A 24293-nucleotide genomic window follows, 5' to 3' on the forward strand; every position below is an offset into this window, starting at 1 on the left:
ATTTTGATAACTAAATATTTTTTCATTAAAAATCACTACTTTTGCACCCGTAAAAATCTTTTATGCAAAACATTAGAAATATTGCGATTATCGCACACGTTGACCACGGAAAGACGACTTTGGTTGACAAGATCATTCACGCTACCAACATTTTCAGAGAAAATCAGGAGAGTGGGGAGTTAATTATGGATAACAACGATCTTGAAAGAGAAAGAGGGATCACTATCTTATCCAAGAATATTTCTGTTACTTATAAAGACACAAAAATTAACGTAATTGATACTCCGGGTCACGCCGATTTTGGTGGAGAAGTAGAAAGAGTATTGAAAATGGCTGATGGAGTTATTTTGTTGGTGGATGCGTTCGAAGGACCAATGCCACAAACGAGATTCGTACTTCAGAAAGCTTTGGAATTAGGATTGAGACCATTAGTGGTTATCAACAAAGTAGATAAACCAAACTGTCGTCCGGACGAAGTTCACGATAAAGTATTTGACCTGTTCTTCAACCTTGAAGCTACAGAAGAACAATTGGATTTCCCTACGTTCTATGGATCTTCAAAACAAGGATGGTTCAACACTTCATTAGAGCAGACTGAAGATATCTTACCACTATTAGACGGTATTTTACAATATGTTCCTGAACCGAAAGTAACAGAAGGAAATCTTCAGATGCAGATTACTTCTCTTGACTTCTCTTCTTTCTTAGGAAGAATTGCAATCGGGAAGGTTACAAGAGGTGAGATCAAAGAATCTCAATGGATTGGTCTTGCTCAGGCAGAAGGTAAAATCGTAAAAGGAAAAGTAAAAGAACTTTACGTTTTCGAAGGATTAGGAAAGAAAAAAGTAACTGAAGTAAAAGCAGGAGATATCTGTGCTGTAGTAGGTTTCGATGCTTTCCAGATTGGTGATTCTTTCGTTGATCTTGAAAACCCTGAGCCATTGGAAAGAACAGCAATTGACGAGCCTACGCTAAACATGACGTTCTCTATCAACAACTCACCTTTCTTCGGTAAAGACGGTAAATATGTTACTTCTAACCACCTTAAAGAAAGATTAACAAAAGAATTAGAGAAAAACCTTGCATTAAGAGTTCAGCAGACTGACGATGCCAATACATTCCTTGTATTCGGTAGAGGTATTCTTCACTTATCAGTTTTGATTGAAACAATGAGAAGAGAAGGATATGAAATGACAATTGGTCAGCCACAGGTTATCTTCAAAGAAATAGACGGTGAGAAATGTGAGCCTTATGAATCTTTGGTTGTTGACGTTCCTGAAGAATTTGCTTCAAGAGTTATCGACCTGGCAACGCAGAGAAAAGGTGACCTTCACATCATGGAAACTAAAGGTGAAATGCAGCACATGGAGTTCGAAATTCCTTCAAGAGGTTTAATCGGATTACGTTCTCAGATGTTAACAGCTACTGCTGGTGAAGCTATCATGGCACACCGTTTCACAGAGTACAAGCCTTTCAAAGGTGCTATTCCTGGAAGAAACAATGGAGTTCTGATCAGCAAAACTACAGGTCCTGCTACAGAATATTCTATTGCTAAACTACAGGATAGAGGTAAGTTCTTCGTAGATCCGGGTGAGGAAATCTACACAGGAATGATCATCGGTGAACAAAACAAACCTGGAGACCTTGTAGTAAATATCGTAGAAGCAAAACAGCTGAACAACATGAGAGCTTCAGGAAAAGATAAAGATACAGGTGTTGCTCCGAAAATCTTATTCTCTCTGGAAGAATGTATGGAATACATCCAGGGTGATGAAGCGATTGAGGTAACTCCGAACTTCATCAGAATGAGAAAGAAAATCCTTTCTGAAGAAGAAAGAAAAAGAGTAGAAAGATCTGCAAAAGCATAATCAAAATCTTATACATAAAATCAAAGCCTCGATTTTCGAGGCTTTTTTTCTATACCTACCCATTAATTGCTTATTTTGGCATAATAATCTCTGAAAAATAAAAGTAAATTTTTAAAGCAGTTTTGTGACTATGAGAATGAAAAAATTAAAACTTATCGTTTTATTGGGCGTTTTTGCATCTTACACTACCTCATGTTCCGTTCAGAACAATGTTGTAAAAACACCTTCCACGAAGAATCCGACAAAACCTACCAACAATACAACTCCACCAAAAGTAAATCCGGTAGCTGTAAAACCGACAACAGGAACTGCCGCCTCAACTGACGAAAACTTCAGAACCAATCTTCCCGAAATCAAAAGAGAATTCCGCGGAGCATGGATTGCCAGTGTAGCCAATATCAACTGGCCTTCGAGAAATGACCTTACAGTAGATCAGCAGAAGGCAGAAGCAATCAGTATGCTTGATATGCTGAAAGATAATAATTTCAATGCGGCTATTTTCCAGATCAGACCTTCTGCAGATGCACTTTATACAAGTAATATCGAACCATGGTCTTATTTCCTGACCGGAGAAACAGGAATGGCTCCATCTCCAAATTATGATCCGCTACAGTTCTGGATCGAAGAAGCTCATAAAAGAGGCTTGGAACTTCATGTCTGGTTAAACCCTTACCGTGCCCATCATACCAACGGTGGAGCAGTAAATAAGCTGTCAATGGCCAACAAACTGTCCGATATTGTTGTAAGACTAAAGAATGGAATGTACTGGTTTGATCCCGCTAATCCGAAAACACAAGGCCATGTTTCCAATGTAGTGAAAGATATTGTAAAAAGATACGATATTGATGCTGTGCATTTCGACGATTATTTCTACCCGTATGCTACCTATAATAAAGGTGCGGATTTTCCGGATAATGCAAGCTGGAGTGCCTATGTAAGCAACGGAGGTACTTTATCCAGAGCAGATTGGAGAAGAGATAATGTGAATAAATTTGTAGAACGTATCTATAAAGAAATTCATGCAGAAAAAAATAATGTAAGATTCGGGATTAGCCCGTTTGGAATCTGGAAACCCGGATATCCTGCAGGAATTGTAGGGTCTTCTCAGTATGACGAACTGTATGCAGATGCTAAACTTTGGTTAAATAAAGGCTGGGTAGATTATTTCTCACCACAGCTGTACTGGCCGGTAGATTCCAAAGGGCAAAGCTTTGAAGCCTTGTTAAGCTGGTGGCAGTCTGAAAATACAATGAACCGTCACTTGTGGCCGGGATTGAATACTGTTGAGATTAAAGTTTCAGACCGTCCGGCTGAAATCAAAAACCAGATTGCTATTTCCAGAAATATTCTTAAAAATGATGCCGGAGAAATTCACTGGAGCATTGCCGGACTTACCAAAAATCCTAATATGCTGCCTGCTTTGAAAAGCGGACCATACCGTGAAAAAGCATTAGTTCCCAAATCTCCATGGATTAAAACTGTTCCGTTACAAACTCCTACCTTATTTATTGCTGATAACGGAAGCTTTGCTCAGACAAGCTGGAGTACCAAAAATACAGCCGATGTATTTTTATGGGTACTTTTCACTCAGTACAACGGAGTATGGCAAACAGAAATTCTGACATTGGATACGCTTTCAAAAGATATTCCCAAATCTAAAGACGGGAAAAGATTGAATGCCGTTGCCATCAAAGCCATCGACAGATTAGGAAATGAGAGTGATTATACAGCAAGAAAGATTAAATAGTTGGGATACTATCCATTCTAAATTGGTCATTGCGAACCTTTAGGTGAAGCAATCTCAATTACAAATTTAAAACCCGGTTCTGTCTTGGAACCGGGTTTTATTTTAGAATAACTATAAATTATTAATTTAAAATACTGAAAACCAGTTATGTTTTTAAGTGAAATGTGTATTTTTGAGTAAGTTGAAAACTGTGTCGGAATCATTTTTGCATAAGTAATCCCATAATCACCAAAATATAACATTATGAATACTAAAAGACTTTCCACCAACATGGAAAAAGCACTTAGTGACCAGATGAACAAGGAAATTCATGCATCACACATTTTTTTATCTTATGGAATCTGGGCCGATGATAAAGGCTATCAGGGGATTGCTAATTTTCTGTACCGACACGCCCAGGAAGAGAGAAATCACTCCATTAAATTTATGGAATATATTTTAAACAGAGGAGGTAAACCAAAAGTAACGGCTATTCCGGCTCCTCCAGCTGATCCTAAAACACTTACAGCATGCTTTGATGGTGTTTTTAAACATGAAGTAGATAATACCACTGCCATTTATAAAATTGTGGATTTGTCTATGGAAGAAAAGGACTGGGCAACGTGGAATTTTATGCAATGGTTTGTACAGGAACAGATTGAAGAAGAAACATTAGCACAGAATTTAATAGATAAATTAAAAATTGCAGGAGGCGACAGAGCTACTGATGAATCTTTATTTACTTTAGATAAAACTTTACAGGAAGCACCCAATGATGTTCCGCTTGCTCAGAATGCAACAGGAGCTAATCCGTAAGAACACCTGGTGAAACTAAACCTTTTGAAAATCTGTCAGAATACTGGCAGATTTTTTTATTATGAAACTCCCTCAAAAATCACTATCTTTGCACACTCGTAATTCAAGGTTCTGAGTTCAATGTTTAAAGTTGAGAATACCTTGGATTGCCCCTAAACCTTAAACTTTGAATTTTACAATATGAAATGTGGAATCGTAGGCTTACCGAATGTAGGTAAATCAACTCTTTTTAACTGTCTGAGCAATGCAAAGGCTCAATCAGCAAACTATCCTTTCTGTACTATTGAACCGAACCTTGGAACGGTTTCTGTACCGGATCAGAGATTGTTTGAACTGGAGAAAATCGTAAAACCAGAGAGAGTTTTACCCGCTGTAGTTGAGATTGTTGATATTGCAGGTCTTGTAAAAGGAGCCAGCAAAGGAGAAGGATTGGGGAACCAGTTCCTGGCTAATATCCGCGAGTGTGAAGCGATTATTCACGTTTTAAGATGTTTTGACAATGGAAATATCGTTCACGTAGAAGGTTCCGTAGATCCGTTAAGAGATAAAGAAATTATTGATATAGAGCTTCAGCTGAAAGACCTTGAAACTGTAGGGAAAGCAGTGGAAAAAGCTAAAAAATTCATCAAATCAGGGAAGAAAGAAGATATTCTTACTTACGAAACCCTTCAGAATTTACAGAAATTTCTTGAAGATGGTAAAAATGCGAGAGAATTTCCGACTGATGATTTTACAAAATCAATTATCGGAGAAGTTCAATTGTTGACCAATAAGCCTGTTCTTTACGTTTGTAACGTAGATGAAAACTCTATCAAAAACGGAAATGAGTGGATCGCTAAGATTGAAGAAATGGCTAAAGGTGAAGGTGCTGAAGTAGTAGTATTAGCCGCTCAGATTGAAGCAGATATCAACGAGCTTGAAACTTTCGAAGAAAGAGAAATTTTCCTTGATGAGCTAGGGCTTACAGAACCTGGTGTTAACCGTTTGATCAGAAAAGCGTATGATCTTTTGAAACTTCAGACGTATTTTACAGCTGGGGTAAAAGAAGTAAGAGCCTGGACTATCGGACAGGGATGGACTGCTCCACAAGCTGCAGGAGTAATCCACACAGACTTTGAAAAAGGATTTATCCGTGCCGAAGTAATCAAGTATAACGATTATGTCAATTACGGTTCTGAAGTAAAGGTAAAAGAGGCCGGAAAACTTTCTGTAGAAGGTAAAGAATATATCGTGCAGGATGGCGACATTATGCACTTCAGATTCAACGTATAAGAAAAAGTATTAAAGTTAGTTATATTAAAAAGCGCTTCCATGTATTTGGGAGCGTTTTTTGCTTTTATATAAATCGGGTTGAATTTATATTGTGTAATTAAAATTCAGAAAAAATACGCTGCATAAAAAATGCTCCCTGAAATCAGAGAGCAGTCTTTGTTGTTTTATCTTACAATTAAATACCTGTATCGAATCTGCATTTTGATTCCATACAAGATGGGGAGAAAACTACACAGTTGCCAACTATATCAGTACATCTTAACTCTGCCTGCCCGCTTCGGCACTGCGGCTCATAGCATGAAGGATGAATTTGTGTACATATCGTTCCATTTTGTATACTACATATCATTACACCACCTTTAATGGTCTTCAACTCTTTTTTATTCAGTTTTTTACCATTGTTTAAATGTTGATTTTTCATTCGTTAAAGTTTTTATGGTTTAGTTTTTTTGCTTTTACAATTCAATACCAGGCTGGCATTGTAATTCTGCACAGGCAAAAGAATATTTCTTACAAGTAAGGTCTGGAAGCAGACACATTTCTTTTCCTCCGGTAATTACTCTCAACTGTTTTTTGTTCAGTTTTTTTCCGTGATTTAAATTTTTGTTTTCCATTGGTTTGATTTTTAATGGGTTAGTTTTAACGAAAGTAATAAAAATAAATGAAGTATATCACTGTCGTTAGAAAAAAATGGAGAATTTTTTAAATATTTTATTATGATATTGATGATGAATATTAACTATAATTGGTAAATGCACTGAATTTTTCAATAAATTAATAAGGTTTTATTTTTGAGATTTAAAAAGACTTTTTTGCTTCGCCAAACAATCTGGACTCATTTCAAAGAAGATTGGTTGATAAGTTTGTATATTTGAATTTTACAAATTATCTGCCATGGAAAAAGCAGCACATACCTCACTGGAAGATTTTTATAAAGAGATGGCTGCCAAACTGGGCAAAGATCTTGAAAGTATTTTCCCAAAAGGACTTCACAAAGACATTGGTCACTTTAATGTTTTTGATATTGCCCAAACAATAGAAAGGGCAAAGACTACTTCTGAGATGCCTTATAACAGGAGGAAATACTATAAAATAAGCTTTATAAAAGGAAGAAACAGGGCAGAATATGCAGATAAAGTCATTTCAATACAACAGAACGCTCTGTTATTTGCAAACCCTAAAGTTCCTTATCACTGGGTTTCTGAAGATCCCGATCAGTCAGGAAGTTTCTGTGTATTTACCGGAGATTTTTTCATCAAAGATAAATCATACTACAATCTCGAAGATCTTCCTATTTTTCAGCCGGGTGGCGTTCCTGTCTTTGAAATTAATGATGAACTTGCAGAAGAGGTTGAAGGACTTTTTAAAAAGATAAAAAAAGAAATCGATTCAGATTATGTGTTTAAATATGATCTCATCAGAAACTATGTTCTGGAGCTGATTCATTATGGGCAGAAATTACAGCCGGCATCCAAAATATCAGCATCCAATAATTCCTCTATGAGAGTGGTTTCTTTATTTATAGAGCTGCTTGAAAGACAGTTTCCTATTGAATCATGGGAACAGAGGCTGCAACTGAAAACGGCAAAAGATTATGCAGACAGGCTGGCAGTTCATGTGAATTATCTAAATAAAAGATTAAAAGAAAGCACCGGAAAGACAACCACAGAATTTATTTCTGACCGGATTATTCAGGAAGCTAAAATACTTTTAAAACAGACGAAATGGAATGTTTCAGAAATATCTTACGCTCTGGGATTTGAAGAGATAGCCCATTTTTCCAATTTCTTTAAAAGGAAAACCACTTTTACTCCGTTGGAATTTCGTTCCTGATTTGAATTTTGCAAATTTCAGATTGATTCAAGCAAATACTTCAGTCTGAAAATATCCCAACTTTGTACCATCAAAATAATCAAAATACAATGAACACAAAAACAAATACTGCACTGGTAACCGGAGGAAGCCGTGGATTAGGGAGAAATTCAGCACTTAAAATTGCTCAAAAAGGATTGGATGTAATTATTACTTACAGAAGCAACAGGGAAGAAGCAGAAGCTGTTGTCCATGAGATCAAATCACTGGGAAGGCATGCTGTTGCATTTCAGCTTGATACAAAAGACATTAAAAGCTTTGATGCATTTGTGAAAAACGTAACAGATCATTTACAGCAGAACACAGGAAGTACTCATATTGATTACCTGATCAATAATGCAGGAACAGCCTTATATTCTCCCATTACAGAAGTTACGGAGGAACAGTTGGATGACGTGGTGGATATTCACTTTAAAGGAGTGTTTTTCCTGACTCAAAAATTACTGCCATTTATTAATGACGGAGGAGGTATTATTAATATTTCTTCCGGTCTGGCAAGATTTGCAACACCGGGATCTTCTGTTTACGGATCAATCAAAGCAGGAGTAGAAATGCTTACGAAATATATGGCGAAAGAATTGGGATCAAGAAAAATCAAAGCCAATGTTGTGGCTCCGGGAGCTATTGAAACAGATTTTGGCGGCGGAAGGGTAAGGGATAATGAAGAGATCAATGCCATGGTAGCTGGTGCTACAGCACTGGGAAGAGTAGGTCTTCCGGATGATATTGGTGGAGTAGTTGCCTTTCTGTGTACGGAAGATGCAAGATGGATCAATGGACAAAGAATTGAAGTTTCAGGAGGAATGTTTTTATAACATTTATTATAACTAAAATAACCTTGGCGGCTCAGAATGAGCCGCCAAGGTTATTGATATTTGCTTTACTCCTAAAATTATATTTTAGATAAATTCTCAATCGCCCTTTCTAATGTCTCCTGTTTCTTGGCAAAGCAGAGCCTGATGACATTCTCATTCAGTTTGTTTTTATAAAATGAAGAGAAAGGAACACTGGCTACCTTATGATTGATGGTAAGTTCTGAAGCAAAATCAAAATCATTTTTATCGGAAATTTTATTATATTTTACCGCCTGAAAATAAGTTCCTTCACAATCAAGGAGTTCAAATGAAGTGCCTTCAAGGCCTGTTCTCAGAAAGTCTCTTTTTTCCTGAAAAAACTGATTCAGGTGAGTGTAATGTTCATCATTTTTCATGTATTCTGCCAGGGCAAGCTGAATGGGAGTATTTACACAAAAAACATTGAACTGATGTACTTTTCTGAATTCTTCCGTTAAGATTTTTGGTGCTGCACAATAGCCTACTTTCCATCCGGTAACATGGAAAAGTTTTCCAAAAGAGGCCACAAGAAGGCTTCTTTCTTTCAATTCAGGATATTTACAGATACTTAAATGCTGTTTCCCATCAAAAACAATATTTTCATACACTTCATCACTCAAGATAAGGATAGAAGTTCCTTTTACCAGTTTGATAAGTTCCTGTATATCATTTTCTTTCAGGATTTTTCCTGAAGGATTATTGGGGTTGTTAAGAATGATCATCCTGGTTTTTTCACTGACAAGATTTTTTACTTCAGCCCAGTTAATTTCATAATCCGGGGCTTTCATTTCAAATCGTTTTACAATACCTCTGAAAAGTTCTACAGTAGGTTCGTAGCAATCATAGGCCGGTTCAAAAATAATCACTTCATCATCTTTTTTAATAAAAGAGGCAATAGCAGTGAAAATTGCCTGGGTACCGCCAGCCGTAACTGTTATTTCAGAATCCGGATGGTATATTGCCTGATGGCTGTTTTCAATTTTTCGTGCAATTTCTTCCTTTAAACCAATCATGCCTCCAAGCGGAGCATACTGATTGAAGCCTTTTTTAATAAAATGATCTACATGATTTAATAATTCTGAATTGGGCATAAAATCAGGAAACCCCTGAGACAGGTTGATCGCCTCATTTTCATTGGCAAGTTGAGTCATCTGACTGAAAATAGTAGTTCCTACATTGGAAAGTTTTGATAAAGGAAGTTGTATCATAAAAGCAGTTTTGTTGACCGAATTTAATGAAATATTTACAACAGTCTGAATTTATGGTCATAAAATTAGAAAATAACTGATTTAAAGAGAATGATGGAAAATTTCAAGATCAAATGGTCAGTTTCAGAGCACAAAGCAAATCTAAACATTTGTTTAAATTTATATTTATAAAAATGAGCCTACTTTTACGAATTAGCCACATAATATTCAGATTCAGCTTTACTCCAAAAAGATATTAAATTCTTTGTAATACGCCAGTCTGATGTTTCCTACCTGATCGGTGTTATATTTTTTCTAAATTTAGGGTATTAAAAGCAATACCCTAATAAGCAGCATATTTGTAAAATTATCTTTGAATAATATTATTTCAATAGACAATTATTCCTCTTCGTTTTTAAGTATTTCAACATTTCCTTCTTTCATGATAAATCTGTATCCAAAAGGTATTGCTAGATATTTTAAAATATCAGGTCGGGCAAAGGCAACATGATAAAAGTGAACCATTTTCAATGATTTAATATCGTCGTTATAGTCGTCTGTGATAAGATACCAACCACTTTCGTCCTGAGGCGAATCATATCTGATTCCTTCAATATCTTTTCCTTCGTAAACTCCATCTGAAATAACAACTGACTGATTGAAGTTTGGAAAGAGAGGAATAAGATCATGTTGTAAACACATTTCACTTTGCTGTCTAACAACTGAAATTGCTGTATCACAACCTTTATTAAAATCACTACCATCAGAGTTTGCTTCATACAGATCATAACAATTATCTTCATCCAATCTGAATTGTAAAAGCCAGGAATAATAGCCGATATTTTGATTTTTAGAAATAATTGGTTTACTATCTACAATATAGTCGATAATGTATTTAATAACATCTACATAGTCTTCAGGTTGATTACTACCAATGGTAACTCTAATTTCTTTAGAAATATAAGAATCTAATTCTTTTGTTTCCACATAAAGATTATCTACTACATTTATTTGAATTCCTTTGTATGTTATCATATTTTTATTTACGAAAAGACCTGCTATAAGCTTCAATATTTCAAACTTATATTTTTACTCTAAGTATCTCTTTTTAAATCCCAAAGATTATTAATTTTATTCTCCGTGGGTATATTTAACCACTTCTTTTGTTTTTACATTTATTTCTGCATAGGCAACACCACCTATTACCGGTGGTGTTGGAAAATTTCCATGCACAATCCAAATACTGTCATTTTTCTTTTCTGCGACAAACGGTTTTTGTTTATTTATTTCTGATTTACCATAAACTTCCTTCCATTTTGTTTCCGCTATGGAAATGGCAATTTCTTTATCGGTTATAGTCTTTTCTCCTTTGTTAGATATTCTCTGTTCACAACTATAAAGAGAAACTAATAATATAAAAGTATAATATTTCATTTTAAATAAATTATTGGTGACGTGGTAATTGTTTTCGATCTATCAATGGTGTCTTAAAATAAATTAATGCTCCTATTTCACGTTTATCTAATATCGACTTTCCATTATATTGTTCTCCAAAATTTGCTGCTGCATTCTCTCTTGTATTAAATAACACGTGGGGTTCTAAACCTTCCAATTCTCTCGCATCAACAACTCTGTTTCTACTGAAAGCATATGGAGACCAAGTATTATAGGTTTCTGCCAACGGATCTACATTGAAGAACCTTCCCATAGCAGCATCATAATTCCTCCAACGGTAAGAACTCCATCTGGTATCCATCTGGTTTTCCTGTCCCTGAGAAGAGTATCTATAGCTTGGAGATATTGAATTGGAAGTGCTTAGATTTCCGCCAAACTCTAGCCCAAAAGGATAATAGTTCGTAGTCCTGTCAATTTTCAGGTTACCGGAAGCATCTTTATAATACGCCAGTCTGATGTTTCCTACCTGATCGGTATAGTTGTAAATATATTTTTTCTACTAATTTTATAAAACAGGCAATCAATTAGATCACCTGTTTATTAAATTACTTTATTAGAAACTAACAAATCTGAAGTATAATCTGTTTTTTATAAAATTCCTAACTTATACATGATATAAGCTATACTAAAAAAGAAAATACCACCTACTATCATACCTACAAAAAAATTATAAAATCCTTGAGAAAAAGCACCACCTATATCTTCTTGATTATTCTCAAAATCTTTCTTCTTTAAATCCTTATTAAAAAACTTAAAGAAATAATATCTAGTATTTACACCGAAAAAATTGATAATTATTCCTTTAATTAAAATTTCAAATATTTCCATATTAATTTGATTTTTTTTCTTCTTCTGGTTTAAACAAACCGCCAACAACTTTTACTGCTGTAGCCGCCTTTGTTCCGCTTTTCATTTGTCCGTTTAATAATCCTGTTCCTTTATTTAAATATCTATTTAATAATCCTCTTGTAGCTGGGGCAGCCCTTGAGACAATAGTTCCTTTGAAGGTACTGGAAAATTGTGCTGCATTTAATTTCCCAAAATTCAAGCTTTGAGTCACAGCCTCCGTTACAGGTTTTGCCCCTCTAGCAAAAGAAAAAGCTGTAGCAAGAGTATTTGCAAATCCATTTGCCTGATTATAATTTGGAGTTCCATCCAAATTTCCATAGTTTCCACCCAAGGGATTTGCCCATTCAGGTCGTTCCAATAGTCCACCATCAAAAACTTGAGCAGTAACATACGCATCATTGATCATATTGTAGCCAAGCTTTGCAAAAAAATTATCTGATCCCGCTAAAGTTTCTATAAAATCCTTATTCCATTGTCCAATAGATGTAAATTCTGGAGCATTGACAGTTGTACCAGCATCTGTAACAAAGGTATTATAAACATTTGTCCCACTTAAAAGATTGGTGACTGAACCGTTTGAATTCAATGTGAAGCCATAACCACCATATCCTGAACCTTGAAAACCGTTGCTAGAAATCCTAGCAGAAGAATAAACTCCTTCAACATTTTTATAACCAGCAGCTAAAGCCTGTGATGTTGTTTTTACATTTGCATTATAAGTCCAAGTTGATTTTCCATTAACGGTTTGCCTGATCCAATCAACTGGTGCATTACCATCAGGATCAACATATCGAAGTGGGTTATTTAACACATAATTATAAGTTGAAACTCCAGCAAATTTTTCACTTAATGGATCTGGTACTCCCCATCGTCCAATATCTGACATATACATTCTGGTTCCAAAGTCACTCCATCCGGTCTCCTGTTGTTTCTCTTTTCCGTGGGTAGAATACTTATAGTTTGGAGATATTGAATTTGCAGTGCTCAGATCTCCGCCAAACTCTAGCCCAAACGGATAATAGTTCGTAGTCCTGTCAATTTTCAGGTTACCGGAAGCATCTTTGTAATACGCAGTCTGATGTTTCCTACCTGATCGGTATAATTGCTTAAATGTAAAAGAGGCAATCTACAAGGTTGCCTCTTTTAGAATTAATTTATTGCATTTGTTTCATTATTAATAAATTAATTTTTCTTATCAATAGTTGTAACTATAAAATAAAATATTAGGCATCCTGCTATAAGCATTAAACTAGGAATAATGTAAATGTTTACATTAATATGTTGATAGTCATACGAAGCATCTTTTAGAAGTTTTCCTATTAACTGCATTGTAGGAGCGATGATTAAAAAAATTATAGTCCATATTTTTAATATTAGTTTAATTTTCACATATTTTATAAAAATCAATATCAATAAAAAGATTTGTATAATTATTGGAATTATTATATAATAGTCATGGCTCATAAAAAATATATAAGTATTATATATTAAAAGTAGAGCAAATAATGCTATTAAAAAGTAATAAAAAATAATAGAATTAAATTTAGCTTTTTTCATAATCACTTCTTTTTAGTTTTTTCATCAACTACTTTTTCTGCTGATTTTGATACAGCAGTTGCTGTCCCTCCAACGACAGTTTCATGTATAGCTTTCTCAGTTTTAGTCATTGTAGGATTAGCTTTAAATGTTTTGTCTAATAATCCATTGCCAACTTTACCAATTCCTGTACTTATTAATTTTTTAGATCCTTCGATAAGTAAATCTGAATATTTTTCATCAGTTAAGTCAACTCCAAACTTTATACCCCAACCGATATTAGATATAATTTCTGCTGGACCTACTACGGATAATGAAGCCCCTTCAGTAACTGGTGCAACAGTTATAGCAGTAGTAGAAACATACTCACCTCCCTTGTCTAATACTTCGCCTAAAGCATAAGCGCTTCCTTTCATAGTTTCAGACAAACCACGTCCCATTTCTCCGAGTGCAGCAGCCTTTGCTGAATTCCTTTGCAGTATGAGTTCTTTACTTATACTAGGATTTTTACTTATTTGTGTTTCTCTACCTATATTTAGTTTTTCATTAAGAAAATTGGAAACACCATTAAAAAAAGTATTAAGTCCATTTTTCGTTCTAGCTAATAATGGTTCTTCCTCATTTATTTGAACTTTTTCTAATCCTTCCAGCTCTCTACCATCAACAACTCTATTCTCAGAGAAATTATAATGTGACTGATAAGCATATTTTTCGCTTAAAGGGTCTACATTAAAGAACCTTCCCATTGCAGCATCATAATTCCTCCATCTGTAAGAACTCCATCCTGTTTCTCTCTGCTTTTCCTGCCCTTGGGAGGAATAGGTATAATTCTGAGAGATAGAATTAGCAGTACTTAAATCTCCGCCAAACTCCAATCCAAATGGATAATAATGGTTGGTCCTGTCTATTTTCAGGTTTCCGGAAGCATCTTTATAATACGCTAATCTGATGTTTCCTAAATCATCACTAAAAGTGCTTTATTAAAATTTAGGGTATTGAAAACAATACCCTAAATCCACAAAACATATTCTTATCAAAATATATTACAAAAGTCCTCGCATTTCTTTACTATTCATATTAAATTTGGAGAACTCTCTTAAGGCATTTATTGATAGTTCTCCAAACTTGAAATATTCTACTTATTTTCCATGAGTAAAACTAACTACCTTTTTGGTTTTTACATTTACTTCCGCATAAGCTACGCCTCCCAGTTTGTTTTTAGGCAGAGTTCCTTGAACACTCCAAATACTGTCATTTTTTTTTTCTGCAACAAATGGCTTTTGTTCATTTACTGATTTGCCATAAATCTTAAGCCACTTTTCTTCTGCAAGAGAAATTGCAATATTAGAATCCGTGCTCTCTTCTGGATTTTTTTTGAACTCTCCATTTTTACAACAAACAAGGAGGATTGTGAATATTATTAAAAAATAATGTCTCATAATTAATTAATTTTTTTTATTTGATCTATCTATAACTGTATTTGCTTTTCTATCCTCTATTGATTTTAATCCTCCATCTAATTTAAGTTTTGATCCTTCCATTGAGGTTTCTAACTCTGGAAATATCTTAATAGGCTTAGGCTTATAATCTCCAGTTGAAGGATTTGGGTTTTCTATTGGTGGTTTTTTGTTTTGTCTTGTTGGATCAGACGGATCGCTTGGTAATTTAGTCGTAACCGTTTTTTCTGTATCTGAACTAACATCATAATATTTGAGTGAACCATTTGGTGTAGCAACAAAAATATCTAAATTATAATATTCTGCATAACCTTTATCTCCATTCGAACCAGAAAAATTGTTATTATTATAATTAACCTCATAACCTCCATGTGAATGTATAATGGCAGCGGCTTTAGTTCCACTTGGTACCTTGTGGTTGGGTGTAGCTCCTGCATTACCTCCTCTTGTTGGTTTGTTATATGCATAATAAATTTTTCCGTCAGATTTTTTTTCAGAATAAATAATCGCAGCATATTCTCTATATTGTTTAATTGATTTGCCATTATATTGCTGTCCAAAATTTATAGCGGCATTTTCTCTAGTATTAAATAATACATGTGGTTCTAAACCTTCCAATTCTCTTGCATCAACTACTCTGTTTCCACTGAAAGCATATGGAGACCACGTATTATATGATTCCGTCAGCGGGTCAACATTGAAGAACCTTCCCATGGCAGCATCATAATTTCTCCATCGGTAAGAGCTCCAGCCTGTTTCTCTCTGCTTTTCCTGCCCTTGGGAGGAATAGGTATAATTCGGAGAGATAGAATTAGCAGTACTTAAATCTCCGCCAAACTCCAATCCAAATGGATAATAATGGTTGGTCCTGTCTATTTTCAGGTTTCCGGAAGCATCTTTATAATACGCTAATCTGATGTTTCCTACCTGATCGGTGTTATATTTTTTCTAAATTTAGGGTATTGGTTTCAATACCCTAAATCCAGAACAAACATCTTTTAATAAATTCTCATATTTCTTTACCATTAATATTAAATTAAATTTTCTTAAGTCAATTATTCATAGTTCTTTAATTCCTCATTTAAATCTTTTGCAAATTCATCCAAAGTCACAACAAACCCCGTTCTATCATATACTGGAAAAACATTAATCAAGTGGTTTGAATCTGCTATAAAATCAATTATTTGGTTTTCTAAATCATCAAGATCTAACTTTTTAATTTTTGTATCTTCCCATCCAGAAATCATACATAATTTTGCAAACTCTTCTGCACTCCATAGTGGGAACAGTGTTTTACCTTCTATTTCAGATATTACATATTCTCCTTCTTTATTAACAAGTGTGTAAAATATCTCCCAATCGGCGATTTTTTTGATAACATATTTGTATCTTTCAAATGGCTCCAAAAGGATAAAAATGGGTGGTTCTGTCTACTTTAACGTTACCGGAAGCATCTTTATAATACGCAACTCTGATGTTTCCTACCTGATTGGCAAAGTGTTTTTATTAAATTTAGGGTATTAAAAATAATACTCTAAATAAACAACACGTTTGTAAATTTATCTTTTATTGGGTTTTGCATATTTCAGATGCGAAAACATCTCCTTCAAATTGAGTTTCAATAATAGCACATTTTCCTTCTATCTTTTTGATTGTACAAAGATACCCACCATGGGAGTTAATATACTTGTCTGTTTCATCATGCTCGCTTTTGGTAGGGTCTAATAATAATATAAATTGACAGTCACTCTTCCATAATATTCTATAATATCTATCCTTCTGTATTTTTTTCTTTGTTGAAAGATCAAAAACTTCTTCTATCTGAAGAGTTTTGGTTCTGTGTATAAGATATTTTCTGTTTGTCTCCTTACTTATTAATACAAATTTTCCGGTTTTAAAATCTTTGCAAGATAGGTTTCCAGAAATAATTTCTTTTGGATTAGCAAGTAATAATGGAACAAAGGAAAGTAAAATTAAAAGCTTCATAATTTTTAAGGATTATCATTAGGAAGTAAGATTTTGAATTATTTAATCAATAAATTCAGAAAAATGCCACACAAAAGGATTCATGTGGCAATTTGAATTTTGCTACTAAAATAAAGCTCTTAAATAGCTGATTTTCTATTAATATCAAATATATCAATATCTTTTTCCTGAAATATATCTTCTAATGCAGATGTACCGTTTTCCATTTTATATTCGAGTTCTTTATCAGAAATAGGAATACACAAAAGCCAATGTACTGTTTTCGTTTCAAGTTTTAGTGGTTGTAATTTGTCCTCCCATAAAAATGGTGATGTAAACATAATATGTTTCATTTCAGAAGTCTCAAAGTACATTTCAACAATTCTCATAAATACTGAACCTGGTTGGCATTCCCACCCATTATTAGTAATATAAAATCCTGCTGTGGATAGAATATTTGGCAACATTCTGAATTCTCTGTATCCACCAATTAAAAGCTCTATTGGAATGTCTTTAAAGCTATTATCATTCATTTCAATTTTATTGGGGTGATCAGATACTCCTATCGTACCACAAATTTTTATTCTAGGATAAAGAGGATCATCACAGGTGAAAATATCGATAAAATTCTTTTTTTCTTTGTCATAATGACGATCAATTATTTTATTAATACCAACAATATTTGTAATATAGTTAGAAAGTTTTTTGTTTTCTATAGATATTTTATCAAACATGAAATTTAGTTTTAAATTGAGAATTATTCCTCCTCGTCCTTAAGTATTTCAACATTTCCTTCTTTCATGATAAATCTGTATCCAAAAGATATTGCTAGATATTTTAAAATATCAGATCGGGCAAAAGCAACATGATAAAAGTGAACCATTTTCAATGATTTAATAAGGTTCATGAAATATAACTTAGTCAATTATCAATAATATATTCTTGGTGTATTAGATAAAGTTAAATTGAGACTATCACTCTTTTTTCTAATATAAAGATACTTATGATTCTTAATATCTTTTTTTTCCAAAATAATTTTTTGAGGCCCTATATTAATTTGTAATTTTTCACACGTTGATTTCTGCGAATAATAATCTGCTAAATTTATAGTATTATCAGTTGTTATATTTTTACTAAAAATCTCTTTAGAATCACATTTCATAGAAACCTTTTCGTTATCAAAATAATTTTCAAAAAATATATTAATAAAATTTCCATTTATATCCAGTTTTTTCTGCAATTCTGTCAAGTTGGGGTTTGTATTTTCTTGATTTACTGTGTAATTATATCTTTGTTGACATTGGCAAAAAAAGGATATAATTAAAAACAAAATAATTTTTTTCATAGGTATTATGGATTAAAAGGTGATACAAATTGATTATTTTCTACTTCCACTTTAGTCGTTATAGGAACATTCTTTTTAATTTCGCTTAGTTGTTCCTTTGTTACGGTTTCACCGCTTTTGTTTCAGAATTCATTAGATTATCAAATTTCATACTTTGCTTTACTGTTGAAGGATTTGAAGGATCTGTTTCCCCTCCTACCGCACGAATCCTTTCGTGTGGTTAAAAAATTATAGTTCAATACATCAGATTGAAATCCTAAAAACTTTTGCTTTTTTTAATGATTTTATATTTTCAACAGAAATTCTTTATTATTCTGAATTAATATATCAATACCACACATGATAGATATCGAATTGGTAATATAACTTTCACACGAAGGGATTCGTGCGGTAGCGGGGAAAAAGCCACCGAATTTGGTGGCTTTATATCATATTCAGAATTTTACACTAAGTAATTAAAGTATAGAATCTTAATGTGTAAGTGCCGAACAATCTGCAGGTGGGTTAGAAAATGTAATATCTTCGTATGTATCTGAGAATTTTAATTTCCTATTCATTAAAATTGACTTCATACACCCCGAAATCGGAACTGGTGATAAAAAAGTTATTTCATCTTTTTTGTTTAAAACAATATGCCAATTTTTAAAATCATCATTAATTACTGTTTGCTTTTTTTTATTGAAATTTTCATATTTGGTTTTTTTAAACATTTTCTCTATGCTTTTGCATTCATTATCAGGTAGTATGAGTTTATATCCCTCGAAGATAAAAACATTTTTGTATTGAACACCTTCCATAAATTCAGGTTTAAAAAAAGCTACGTCAATTGAATATTCACCTTTCTCTTTTGTTTGGTCGTGAAAAGCTACTGCTAATATTTCATTCTTATTATCAATTTTTCGTTTTTTAGAAATATATTCTATATATCCTTTGATAATATTGTGTAAATCTTGTTTCTTAATAGCACTTTTATTAAATGTAAAAAAGAAAACAAGAGTAATTAAAAGTATTTTTTTCATAGATTTAAATTAATTTATTTTTTCTTTCCTGTATATACCGCTTCATTGTAATTATATTTTACATACCCACCACTTGCACCATTATTTTTTAGCCATGTATTATACACATACTTAGATATTGCATTATTGCTTTTTGAACGACCTTTATCACCAGCATCTTTGTATGCTACGCCAAATGTTGGATTTCCTTTGTTCCAATTTCCTTCACCAAATCCAGAAGGGTTATATTCAAATCCCGGATGGGAGTGAACAGCTTCAGAATACACACCATCTTTTGTTATATGCATTGTGCCAGACCCCATGCTTAGGTTATGATTAGCCAAAACATCAGCTGCACTTGCGTGTTTAGTTTCATTGTAATTTGTACTTATTACATTTGTAGAAAATCCATCAGAAAAATCAAATTTATCCTGCCCAAATTCTACATAAGTATTGTCCGCTATAAATTCGAAAACTTGTGTAGCAGTATTATAATCATTTATTTGGAAATAGCCGAAATCAGGTCCAACTCCTGCAATTGAAATCTTTTCATTTTCCAATTCTCCTATTTGAGAGTCTCCTGTAGGGTTTGATTCTGATACATTTGTTCTTGCAATTTGGATAGACTTAGATTCATCTTCATTGGTAACAGTGTCATAAGCATTATTATCTTTTGTTCTCTCTATATTACCATTGTTAAGTATTTTAATTTTATCCTCTGCCTGTCTACCATCGGGGTCGATAAACCTAATTGGGTTATTCAAAGCATAGTTGTAAGGACTAAATCTTCTCGAAGTTTCAGCTAAAGGGTCGATTACTCCCCAACGCCCGATGTCTGCCATATAGAACCTTGCTCCATAATCATACATCCCCGTCTCCTGTAGTTCCTTACCGTTGTACTTGTAACTGTAATACCCTCCAAAATTAGAACTACTAAGCATCCCTTCAATATGATTCAATCCAAATGGATAATAATTGTTGGTATCTGTAACTTCAAGAACGCCTTCGCTGTTTTTGGCAAAGCTTACCCTGGCATTCCCAAGGTGATCTCTGTACTGGTAAATATAGCGGTTTTCTGTGAAACTGTAAAATCCTTCTGCTGTGGGCACAAAATCAAGCTTCCATGTTGGAGTTAAGTCAATACCAAGGAACAGAAGACCTGCATTTTTATAGGCCTGTTCTTCAAAAGCTGTTTAATCTGATTAAAAACTATAAAAGCATTATTTCTTAAGAAGCTACTTTTGAGGATAAACTGGATTTTAAGAAACTTGATTAACCTGCTTAATGGGGGAAGCTCAATCAATGATCTTTAAAATGGCAGATCAAATACTTATACTTACTACCAAAAATTTAAAAACTTTTTTAATAAAAATGTGACTGCTTTATAAAACATAAAACCCTCGCAATTTTGCAAGGGTTATTTTTTATCTGCCACACGATACAATCGTGCGGGAGCGGGGTTGCAGGACGAAGTGGGCAAATTGATCAATGTTCACGGTGCTGTCATCGGAAGATATGAACGTGAGGAAGTAAAACCATCCATTGAGATGGCTACACAACTTGCGGAAGTTTTAGGCGTTTCTTTGGATTATCTCGTTGGTTCTGTAAGTCTCCCCAAAATCCTCGACATCCAAAAACTAAAAGAGAACGACAGACAACACGTTTTCGCTCTCCTTGATGTGTTTCTCAAACAAACTAAACTTCAAAGCATTATGTAAAACACAAAAACCATCGCAATTTGCGATGGTTTTTTATATTGATTCTGAATTTATGATTTTATTATCATTCGTCATCTTCTAAGTTTTCATACTTATAATCCGTTAGAATTAGTATCCCAAAATATTTCCATTCAAACTCATCTTGATAATTAATTCTTAAGATTAATGTCTTCTTTGTTTTTTGGAGTATTTCAATGGAATTAATTACTTTATGATGTGAGGGGTATTTTCCATATGGTGAAGAAGCTACAAAATTTTTAGGACTTTCTCTTATCATATTAAATTCATCAAATATCCCTAGCTTTATTTTTTCCTGAGATTTAAAGTTCTCTGATCTCAAACACATTATTTTTTGAAAGCTCTTACTTACATCATCATACTTATATAAAGCCTCTTTATCGGAATTATACTTCAAATATTCGAACTTCATCTTAGAAGTGTCTTGTTTAAAATAATCAAATATTCCTAAATCAATCTTTTCATTGTTTAGCATTCCTGATTTGTATGTTATAATAATGGGTTTATAAAATTCTAATATCTGTCCTTTTACTAAATTAACGAAAGATAAAAATAGGATAGATAAAACTGCTATTTTTTTAATTTTTCTTATCATTCTTTTCTTTTTTTGCATCTTCTCTAACTTTAACAAGTTGATTAACAATTACATCTGAAGGAGAGCCCGTTTCTCGTGGAGCAATAAGTTTAAAAGAGTCAGCCCCATATTTAACATGATCTGTATCTGCACCTGAATCAGTTCCATCTTCAATATGTGCTTTGCCTTCATGATAAATTGCTTCTGCTAAATCATAATTACTATATCCAACAGTCTTTGAATTACCTTCATCATCTACATTTGTAGCACTATATCTTGAATCACTATTCTCTTCTTTAAAATAGTTTTCATTTAAAGATATTAAATGAACTTTCTTATCGCCAGATTGAGATATGTCTAGATTATTAAATTCAGACATATTACTATATCCTTCAGGAACTGATACTTTCCCATCTTTTGCAAGTCCCATAGATTTAACATCTCTTATTGTTTCTGCTACAGTAGAAGAACTGGCACCAAAGTTCTTAGAATTTATATAAATATCATCTGTTTTACTTGTTCCATACTTATCCCAAAGCCTTTTGCCTTCAGGGGTTTTATATAATATCTCTTTTGAAGCCTTAAAAGATCCATTTGCTGTTAAGATAATAATATCTTTTCCTGATCTACCATCTGGATCAATAAACCTTATTGGGTTATCAAAAGCATAAGTATAAGTTGAAAATCTTCTTGATTTCTCTGCCAATGGGTCTACAACTCCCCATCTTCCAATATCCGCCAAATAGAACCTTGCCCCATAATCATACATTCCTGTCTCCTGTAACTCCTTGCCATTGTACTTGTAGTTATAATAACCTCCAAAGTTTGAGTAAGAAGACCCTCCTATATGGTTTAATCCAAATGGATAATAATTATTGGTATCTATAGATTCCAGCACTCCAGCATTATTTTTAGCAAAGGTGATCCTTGTATTTCCTAAATGATCCTTATAGTTGTAAATATAGCGGTTTTCTGCGAAACTGTAAAATCCTTCTGCTGTGGGCACAAAATCAAGTCTCCATTGTGGAGTTAAGTCAATATCAGGGAACAGAAGCCCAGTATTTTTATAGGCCTGATGTTTAAAAGCTGTTTAATCTGATTAAAAACTATAAAAGCATTATTTCTTAAGAAGTTACTTTTGAGGATAAACCGGATTTTAAGAAACCTGATTTGATTAACATGCTTAATGGGGGAAGCTCAATCAATGATCTTTAAAATGCCAGATCAAATACTTATACTTACTACCAAAAATTTAAAAACTTATTTTAATAAAAATGTGACTGCTTTATAAAACATAAAACCCTCGCAATTTTGCAAGGGTTGTTTTTTTATCTGCCACACGATACAATCGTGCGGGAGCGGGGCTCGGACTATTATTATTTGATGCAATTTAGTTTTGACTGCGGATCAACTTTTAAATAATTAATGTATTTCGAATAACTTAAAATATTATTAACTACACTTTCTTCATTCTTAAAATTATCTCTTATATAAGCAATAGCTTGATTTATTTTTAGATTATCATTGGGACAATTTATAGATTCAAATATTTTTATTTTCCCTTTATGCTTTACGTAAATATGAGTAAACGAATATCTAATGTCTTTTACATAAAAAACGTAAACCCCATCTTGTAAAAATTTATTTTCTTTTAAAGAAATTGATTTTATTGTTTCCTTTGTATCGGAAGATAAATTTGTAATATAAAACTGTGTTTGTATACCATTTTTTTTTAAAACTTCAGAGTATATTGTGTTTTTTATATTTTCATCTATTATCTCTTTCATGTTTTGGTAGTCATTATTATTTGTTTGGGCTCTACAACTTACAATTATAAATAAAAACAGACACATTAATTTATTCATTTTTATTTGTTTTTTAGTTTGAGTTTAATATTTTTTCGGCATTAATAGGATCTCTTTTAATTCCAATCTGAACAGAAGTTGTCATTTCTACCTTTGTGGCAGCCGCTTCAGGATCCCTAGAACTAGGCGTTCCTTCGGAGCGCCCTTTAATACTACTTATATCTTCTTTGTTTAAATCATGCTCATTTTCATGGGCATTTACTACTGTCATTGCATCGTTTTTAGTGAAATTACTTGCTCCTGTATAATTTAAAGCATCAACCTGCTCTTGAGTAAAATTCCCTTCAAAAATTGTAATCGTTGCTTCTTTATATATAGAATTACCATTTGAATCTGTTATATAATCTGCTTTTCCATCCCATGTATTAGTTTTATCATTCCAATTTAAAGCATTACCATTTGCATCATGGGCTTGATGTAAGCCTAATAAACCATTATTAACTTTTTCTGAAGTAATTTGAAAATTAACTTTAGTTTCATTATTAGCAACACCCATAAATTGAGACATAGCTTTTGAACTCCCAGAGTCATTCGTCATAGAAACCATACGCTGCAACTCTTTTGACGCATTACTTCCTAAAACTATTTTGCCATTTACTACGTTAGCATCGACTTTTTTTCCATCCGTTCCAACAAAATAGTTTGGCCCTCTACCATCCGGATCAATAAATCTAATTGGATTATCAAAACAATAATTATAAGGTGACCATCTTCTCATTTTCTCCGCGAGCGGATCTACGACTCCCCATCTTCCAATATCCGGCATATAAAATCTTGCTCCATAATCATACATTCCAGATTCTTGCAGCTCTTTTCCGTTGTATTTGTAACTATAATACCCTCCAAAATTAGAACTACTAAGCATCCCTTCAATATGATTTAACCCAAATGGATAATAATTGTTGGTATCTGTAACTTCAAGAACCCCTTCGCTGTTTT

At 33.4% G+C, this 24293-nt stretch carries 29 protein-coding genes; 7 read left to right on the plus strand and 22 right to left on the minus strand.

Annotated features, from left to right (window positions below):
• The first annotated feature begins 62 nt into the window (after positions 1-62).
• The 4 genes from typA to ychF all read left to right on the plus strand — a co-directional run bounded on the left by typA (position 63) and on the right by ychF (position 5682).
• A complete protein-coding gene (gene typA, locus ACODR7_RS12935) occupies positions 63-1868 on the plus strand; it encodes a translational GTPase TypA (RefSeq protein WP_488839576.1) in 1806 nt (601 codons plus the stop codon).
• Between the two features lie 130 nt (positions 1869-1998).
• Entirely contained in the window at positions 1999-3615 is a 1617-nt protein-coding gene (locus tag ACODR7_RS12940) for a glycoside hydrolase family 10-like protein (protein ID WP_488839578.1), read from the plus strand.
• Between the two features lie 243 nt (positions 3616-3858).
• Positions 3859-4410 (plus strand): ferritin, encoded by a 552-nt coding sequence (locus ACODR7_RS12945; RefSeq protein WP_488839580.1) that lies wholly within the window; start codon positions 3859-3861, stop codon positions 4408-4410.
• A 180-nt stretch (positions 4411-4590) separates the two neighbouring features.
• Positions 4591-5682 carry a redox-regulated ATPase YchF gene (gene ychF, locus ACODR7_RS12950; RefSeq protein ID WP_488839582.1) on the plus strand — a complete coding sequence of 364 codons (1092 nt, stop codon included), beginning with the start codon at positions 4591-4593 and terminating at the stop codon, positions 5680-5682.
• Between the two features lie 175 nt (positions 5683-5857).
• On the opposite strand, the gene ACODR7_RS12955 is transcribed toward ychF, so the two are convergent.
• Both ACODR7_RS12955 and ACODR7_RS12960 read right to left on the minus strand, forming a co-directional pair.
• Positions 5858-6103, minus strand: coding sequence for a ComC/BlpC family leader-containing pheromone/bacteriocin (locus tag ACODR7_RS12955; RefSeq protein WP_488839584.1), 246 nt, complete (start codon positions 6101-6103; stop codon positions 5858-5860).
• A 34-nt stretch (positions 6104-6137) separates the two neighbouring features.
• Positions 6138-6296: a hypothetical protein gene (locus tag ACODR7_RS12960; RefSeq protein WP_185144379.1), complete on the minus strand. Its 159-nt coding sequence runs from the start codon at positions 6294-6296 to the stop codon at positions 6138-6140.
• Between the two features lie 280 nt (positions 6297-6576).
• On the opposite strand from ACODR7_RS12960, the gene ACODR7_RS12965 reads away from it, so the two are divergent.
• Entirely contained in the window at positions 6577-7515 is a 939-nt protein-coding gene (locus tag ACODR7_RS12965) for a helix-turn-helix domain-containing protein (RefSeq protein WP_488839586.1), read from the plus strand.
• Positions 7516-7604: 89 nt separating this feature from the next.
• Positions 7605-8369, plus strand: coding sequence for an SDR family NAD(P)-dependent oxidoreductase (locus ACODR7_RS12970; protein WP_488839588.1), 765 nt, complete (start codon positions 7605-7607; stop codon positions 8367-8369).
• A gap of 77 nt (positions 8370-8446) precedes the next feature.
• Here the strand turns inward: ACODR7_RS12970 and ACODR7_RS12975 are convergent, their stop codons facing one another.
• The 16 genes from ACODR7_RS12975 to ACODR7_RS13050 form a co-directional block, all read right to left on the minus strand.
• The gene (locus ACODR7_RS12975; protein ID WP_488839590.1) at positions 8447-9595 is read right to left on the minus strand and encodes a methionine aminotransferase; all 1149 of its coding nucleotides are present in this window, start codon (positions 9593-9595) and stop codon (positions 8447-8449) included.
• 378 nt (positions 9596-9973) lie between these two features.
• Entirely contained in the window at positions 9974-10645 is a 672-nt protein-coding gene (locus ACODR7_RS12980; protein WP_488839592.1) for an immunity protein Imm33 domain-containing protein, read from the minus strand.
• A 60-nt stretch (positions 10646-10705) separates the two neighbouring features.
• The gene (locus ACODR7_RS12985; protein WP_488839594.1) at positions 10706-11008 is read right to left on the minus strand and encodes an NTF2 fold immunity protein; all 303 of its coding nucleotides are present in this window, start codon (positions 11006-11008) and stop codon (positions 10706-10708) included.
• Between the two features lie 10 nt (positions 11009-11018).
• On the minus strand, positions 11019-11516 hold the full coding sequence (locus ACODR7_RS12990) for an RHS repeat-associated core domain-containing protein (protein WP_488839623.1): 498 nt from the start codon (positions 11514-11516) through the stop codon (positions 11019-11021).
• A gap of 101 nt (positions 11517-11617) precedes the next feature.
• A complete protein-coding gene (locus ACODR7_RS12995) occupies positions 11618-11857 on the minus strand; it encodes a hypothetical protein (RefSeq protein WP_488839596.1) in 240 nt (79 codons plus the stop codon).
• 1 nt (position 11858) lies between these two features.
• Complete coding sequence (locus tag ACODR7_RS13000) at positions 11859-13004, minus strand: RHS repeat-associated core domain-containing protein (RefSeq protein WP_488839625.1); 1146 nt, start codon at positions 13002-13004, stop codon at positions 11859-11861.
• A 433-nt stretch (positions 13005-13437) separates the two neighbouring features.
• Positions 13438-14364, minus strand: a complete 927-nt coding sequence (locus ACODR7_RS13005) for an RHS repeat-associated core domain-containing protein (RefSeq protein WP_488839627.1) — start codon at positions 14362-14364, stop codon at positions 13438-13440.
• Between the two features lie 189 nt (positions 14365-14553).
• A complete protein-coding gene (locus ACODR7_RS13010) occupies positions 14554-14853 on the minus strand; it encodes an NTF2 fold immunity protein (protein WP_488839598.1) in 300 nt (99 codons plus the stop codon).
• A 6-nt stretch (positions 14854-14859) separates the two neighbouring features.
• Positions 14860-15789 carry a DUF4329 domain-containing protein gene (locus tag ACODR7_RS13015; RefSeq protein ID WP_488839628.1) on the minus strand — a complete coding sequence of 310 codons (930 nt, stop codon included), beginning with the start codon at positions 15787-15789 and terminating at the stop codon, positions 14860-14862.
• 137 nt (positions 15790-15926) lie between these two features.
• Positions 15927-16277: a DUF2750 domain-containing protein gene (locus ACODR7_RS13020; protein ID WP_488839600.1), complete on the minus strand. Its 351-nt coding sequence runs from the start codon at positions 16275-16277 to the stop codon at positions 15927-15929.
• Positions 16278-16437: 160 nt separating this feature from the next.
• Positions 16438-16857, minus strand: a complete 420-nt coding sequence (locus tag ACODR7_RS13025) for a hypothetical protein (protein WP_488839602.1) — start codon at positions 16855-16857, stop codon at positions 16438-16440.
• A 119-nt stretch (positions 16858-16976) separates the two neighbouring features.
• Positions 16977-17570, minus strand: coding sequence for a suppressor of fused domain protein (locus ACODR7_RS13030; RefSeq protein ID WP_488839604.1), 594 nt, complete (start codon positions 17568-17570; stop codon positions 16977-16979).
• Between the two features lie 23 nt (positions 17571-17593).
• On the minus strand, positions 17594-17743 hold the full coding sequence (locus ACODR7_RS13035; RefSeq protein ID WP_488839605.1) for an immunity protein Imm33 domain-containing protein: 150 nt from the start codon (positions 17741-17743) through the stop codon (positions 17594-17596).
• A 21-nt stretch (positions 17744-17764) separates the two neighbouring features.
• Complete coding sequence (locus ACODR7_RS13040; protein WP_488839607.1) at positions 17765-18181, minus strand: hypothetical protein; 417 nt, start codon at positions 18179-18181, stop codon at positions 17765-17767.
• Between the two features lie 470 nt (positions 18182-18651).
• Entirely contained in the window at positions 18652-19200 is a 549-nt protein-coding gene (locus ACODR7_RS13045) for a hypothetical protein (protein WP_488839608.1), read from the minus strand.
• Between the two features lie 14 nt (positions 19201-19214).
• On the minus strand, positions 19215-20288 hold the full coding sequence (locus ACODR7_RS13050; protein ID WP_488839610.1) for an RHS repeat-associated core domain-containing protein: 1074 nt from the start codon (positions 20286-20288) through the stop codon (positions 19215-19217).
• A 351-nt stretch (positions 20289-20639) separates the two neighbouring features.
• On the opposite strand from ACODR7_RS13050, the gene ACODR7_RS13055 reads away from it, so the two are divergent.
• Positions 20640-20897 carry a helix-turn-helix domain-containing protein gene (locus tag ACODR7_RS13055; RefSeq protein ID WP_488839612.1) on the plus strand — a complete coding sequence of 86 codons (258 nt, stop codon included), beginning with the start codon at positions 20640-20642 and terminating at the stop codon, positions 20895-20897.
• 64 nt (positions 20898-20961) lie between these two features.
• Here ACODR7_RS13055 and ACODR7_RS13060 read toward each other — a convergent pair whose 3' ends face one another.
• The 4 genes from ACODR7_RS13060 to ACODR7_RS13075 form a co-directional block, all read right to left on the minus strand.
• Positions 20962-21510, minus strand: a complete 549-nt coding sequence (locus ACODR7_RS13060) for a hypothetical protein (protein ID WP_488839614.1) — start codon at positions 21508-21510, stop codon at positions 20962-20964.
• On the minus strand, positions 21494-22495 hold the full coding sequence (locus ACODR7_RS13065) for an RHS repeat-associated core domain-containing protein (protein WP_488839615.1): 1002 nt from the start codon (positions 22493-22495) through the stop codon (positions 21494-21496). Before ACODR7_RS13065 ends, ACODR7_RS13060 begins: the two co-directional genes overlap by 17 nt.
• 370 nt (positions 22496-22865) lie before the next feature.
• On the minus strand, positions 22866-23276 hold the full coding sequence (locus ACODR7_RS13070; RefSeq protein ID WP_488839617.1) for a hypothetical protein: 411 nt from the start codon (positions 23274-23276) through the stop codon (positions 22866-22868).
• Between the two features lie 91 nt (positions 23277-23367).
• The coding region (locus tag ACODR7_RS13075) for an RHS repeat-associated core domain-containing protein (RefSeq protein ID WP_488839619.1) at positions 23368-24293 on the minus strand (926 nt) is incomplete at its 5' end.

It is taken from the genome of Chryseobacterium sp. FG46 (genome assembly GCF_057809135.1).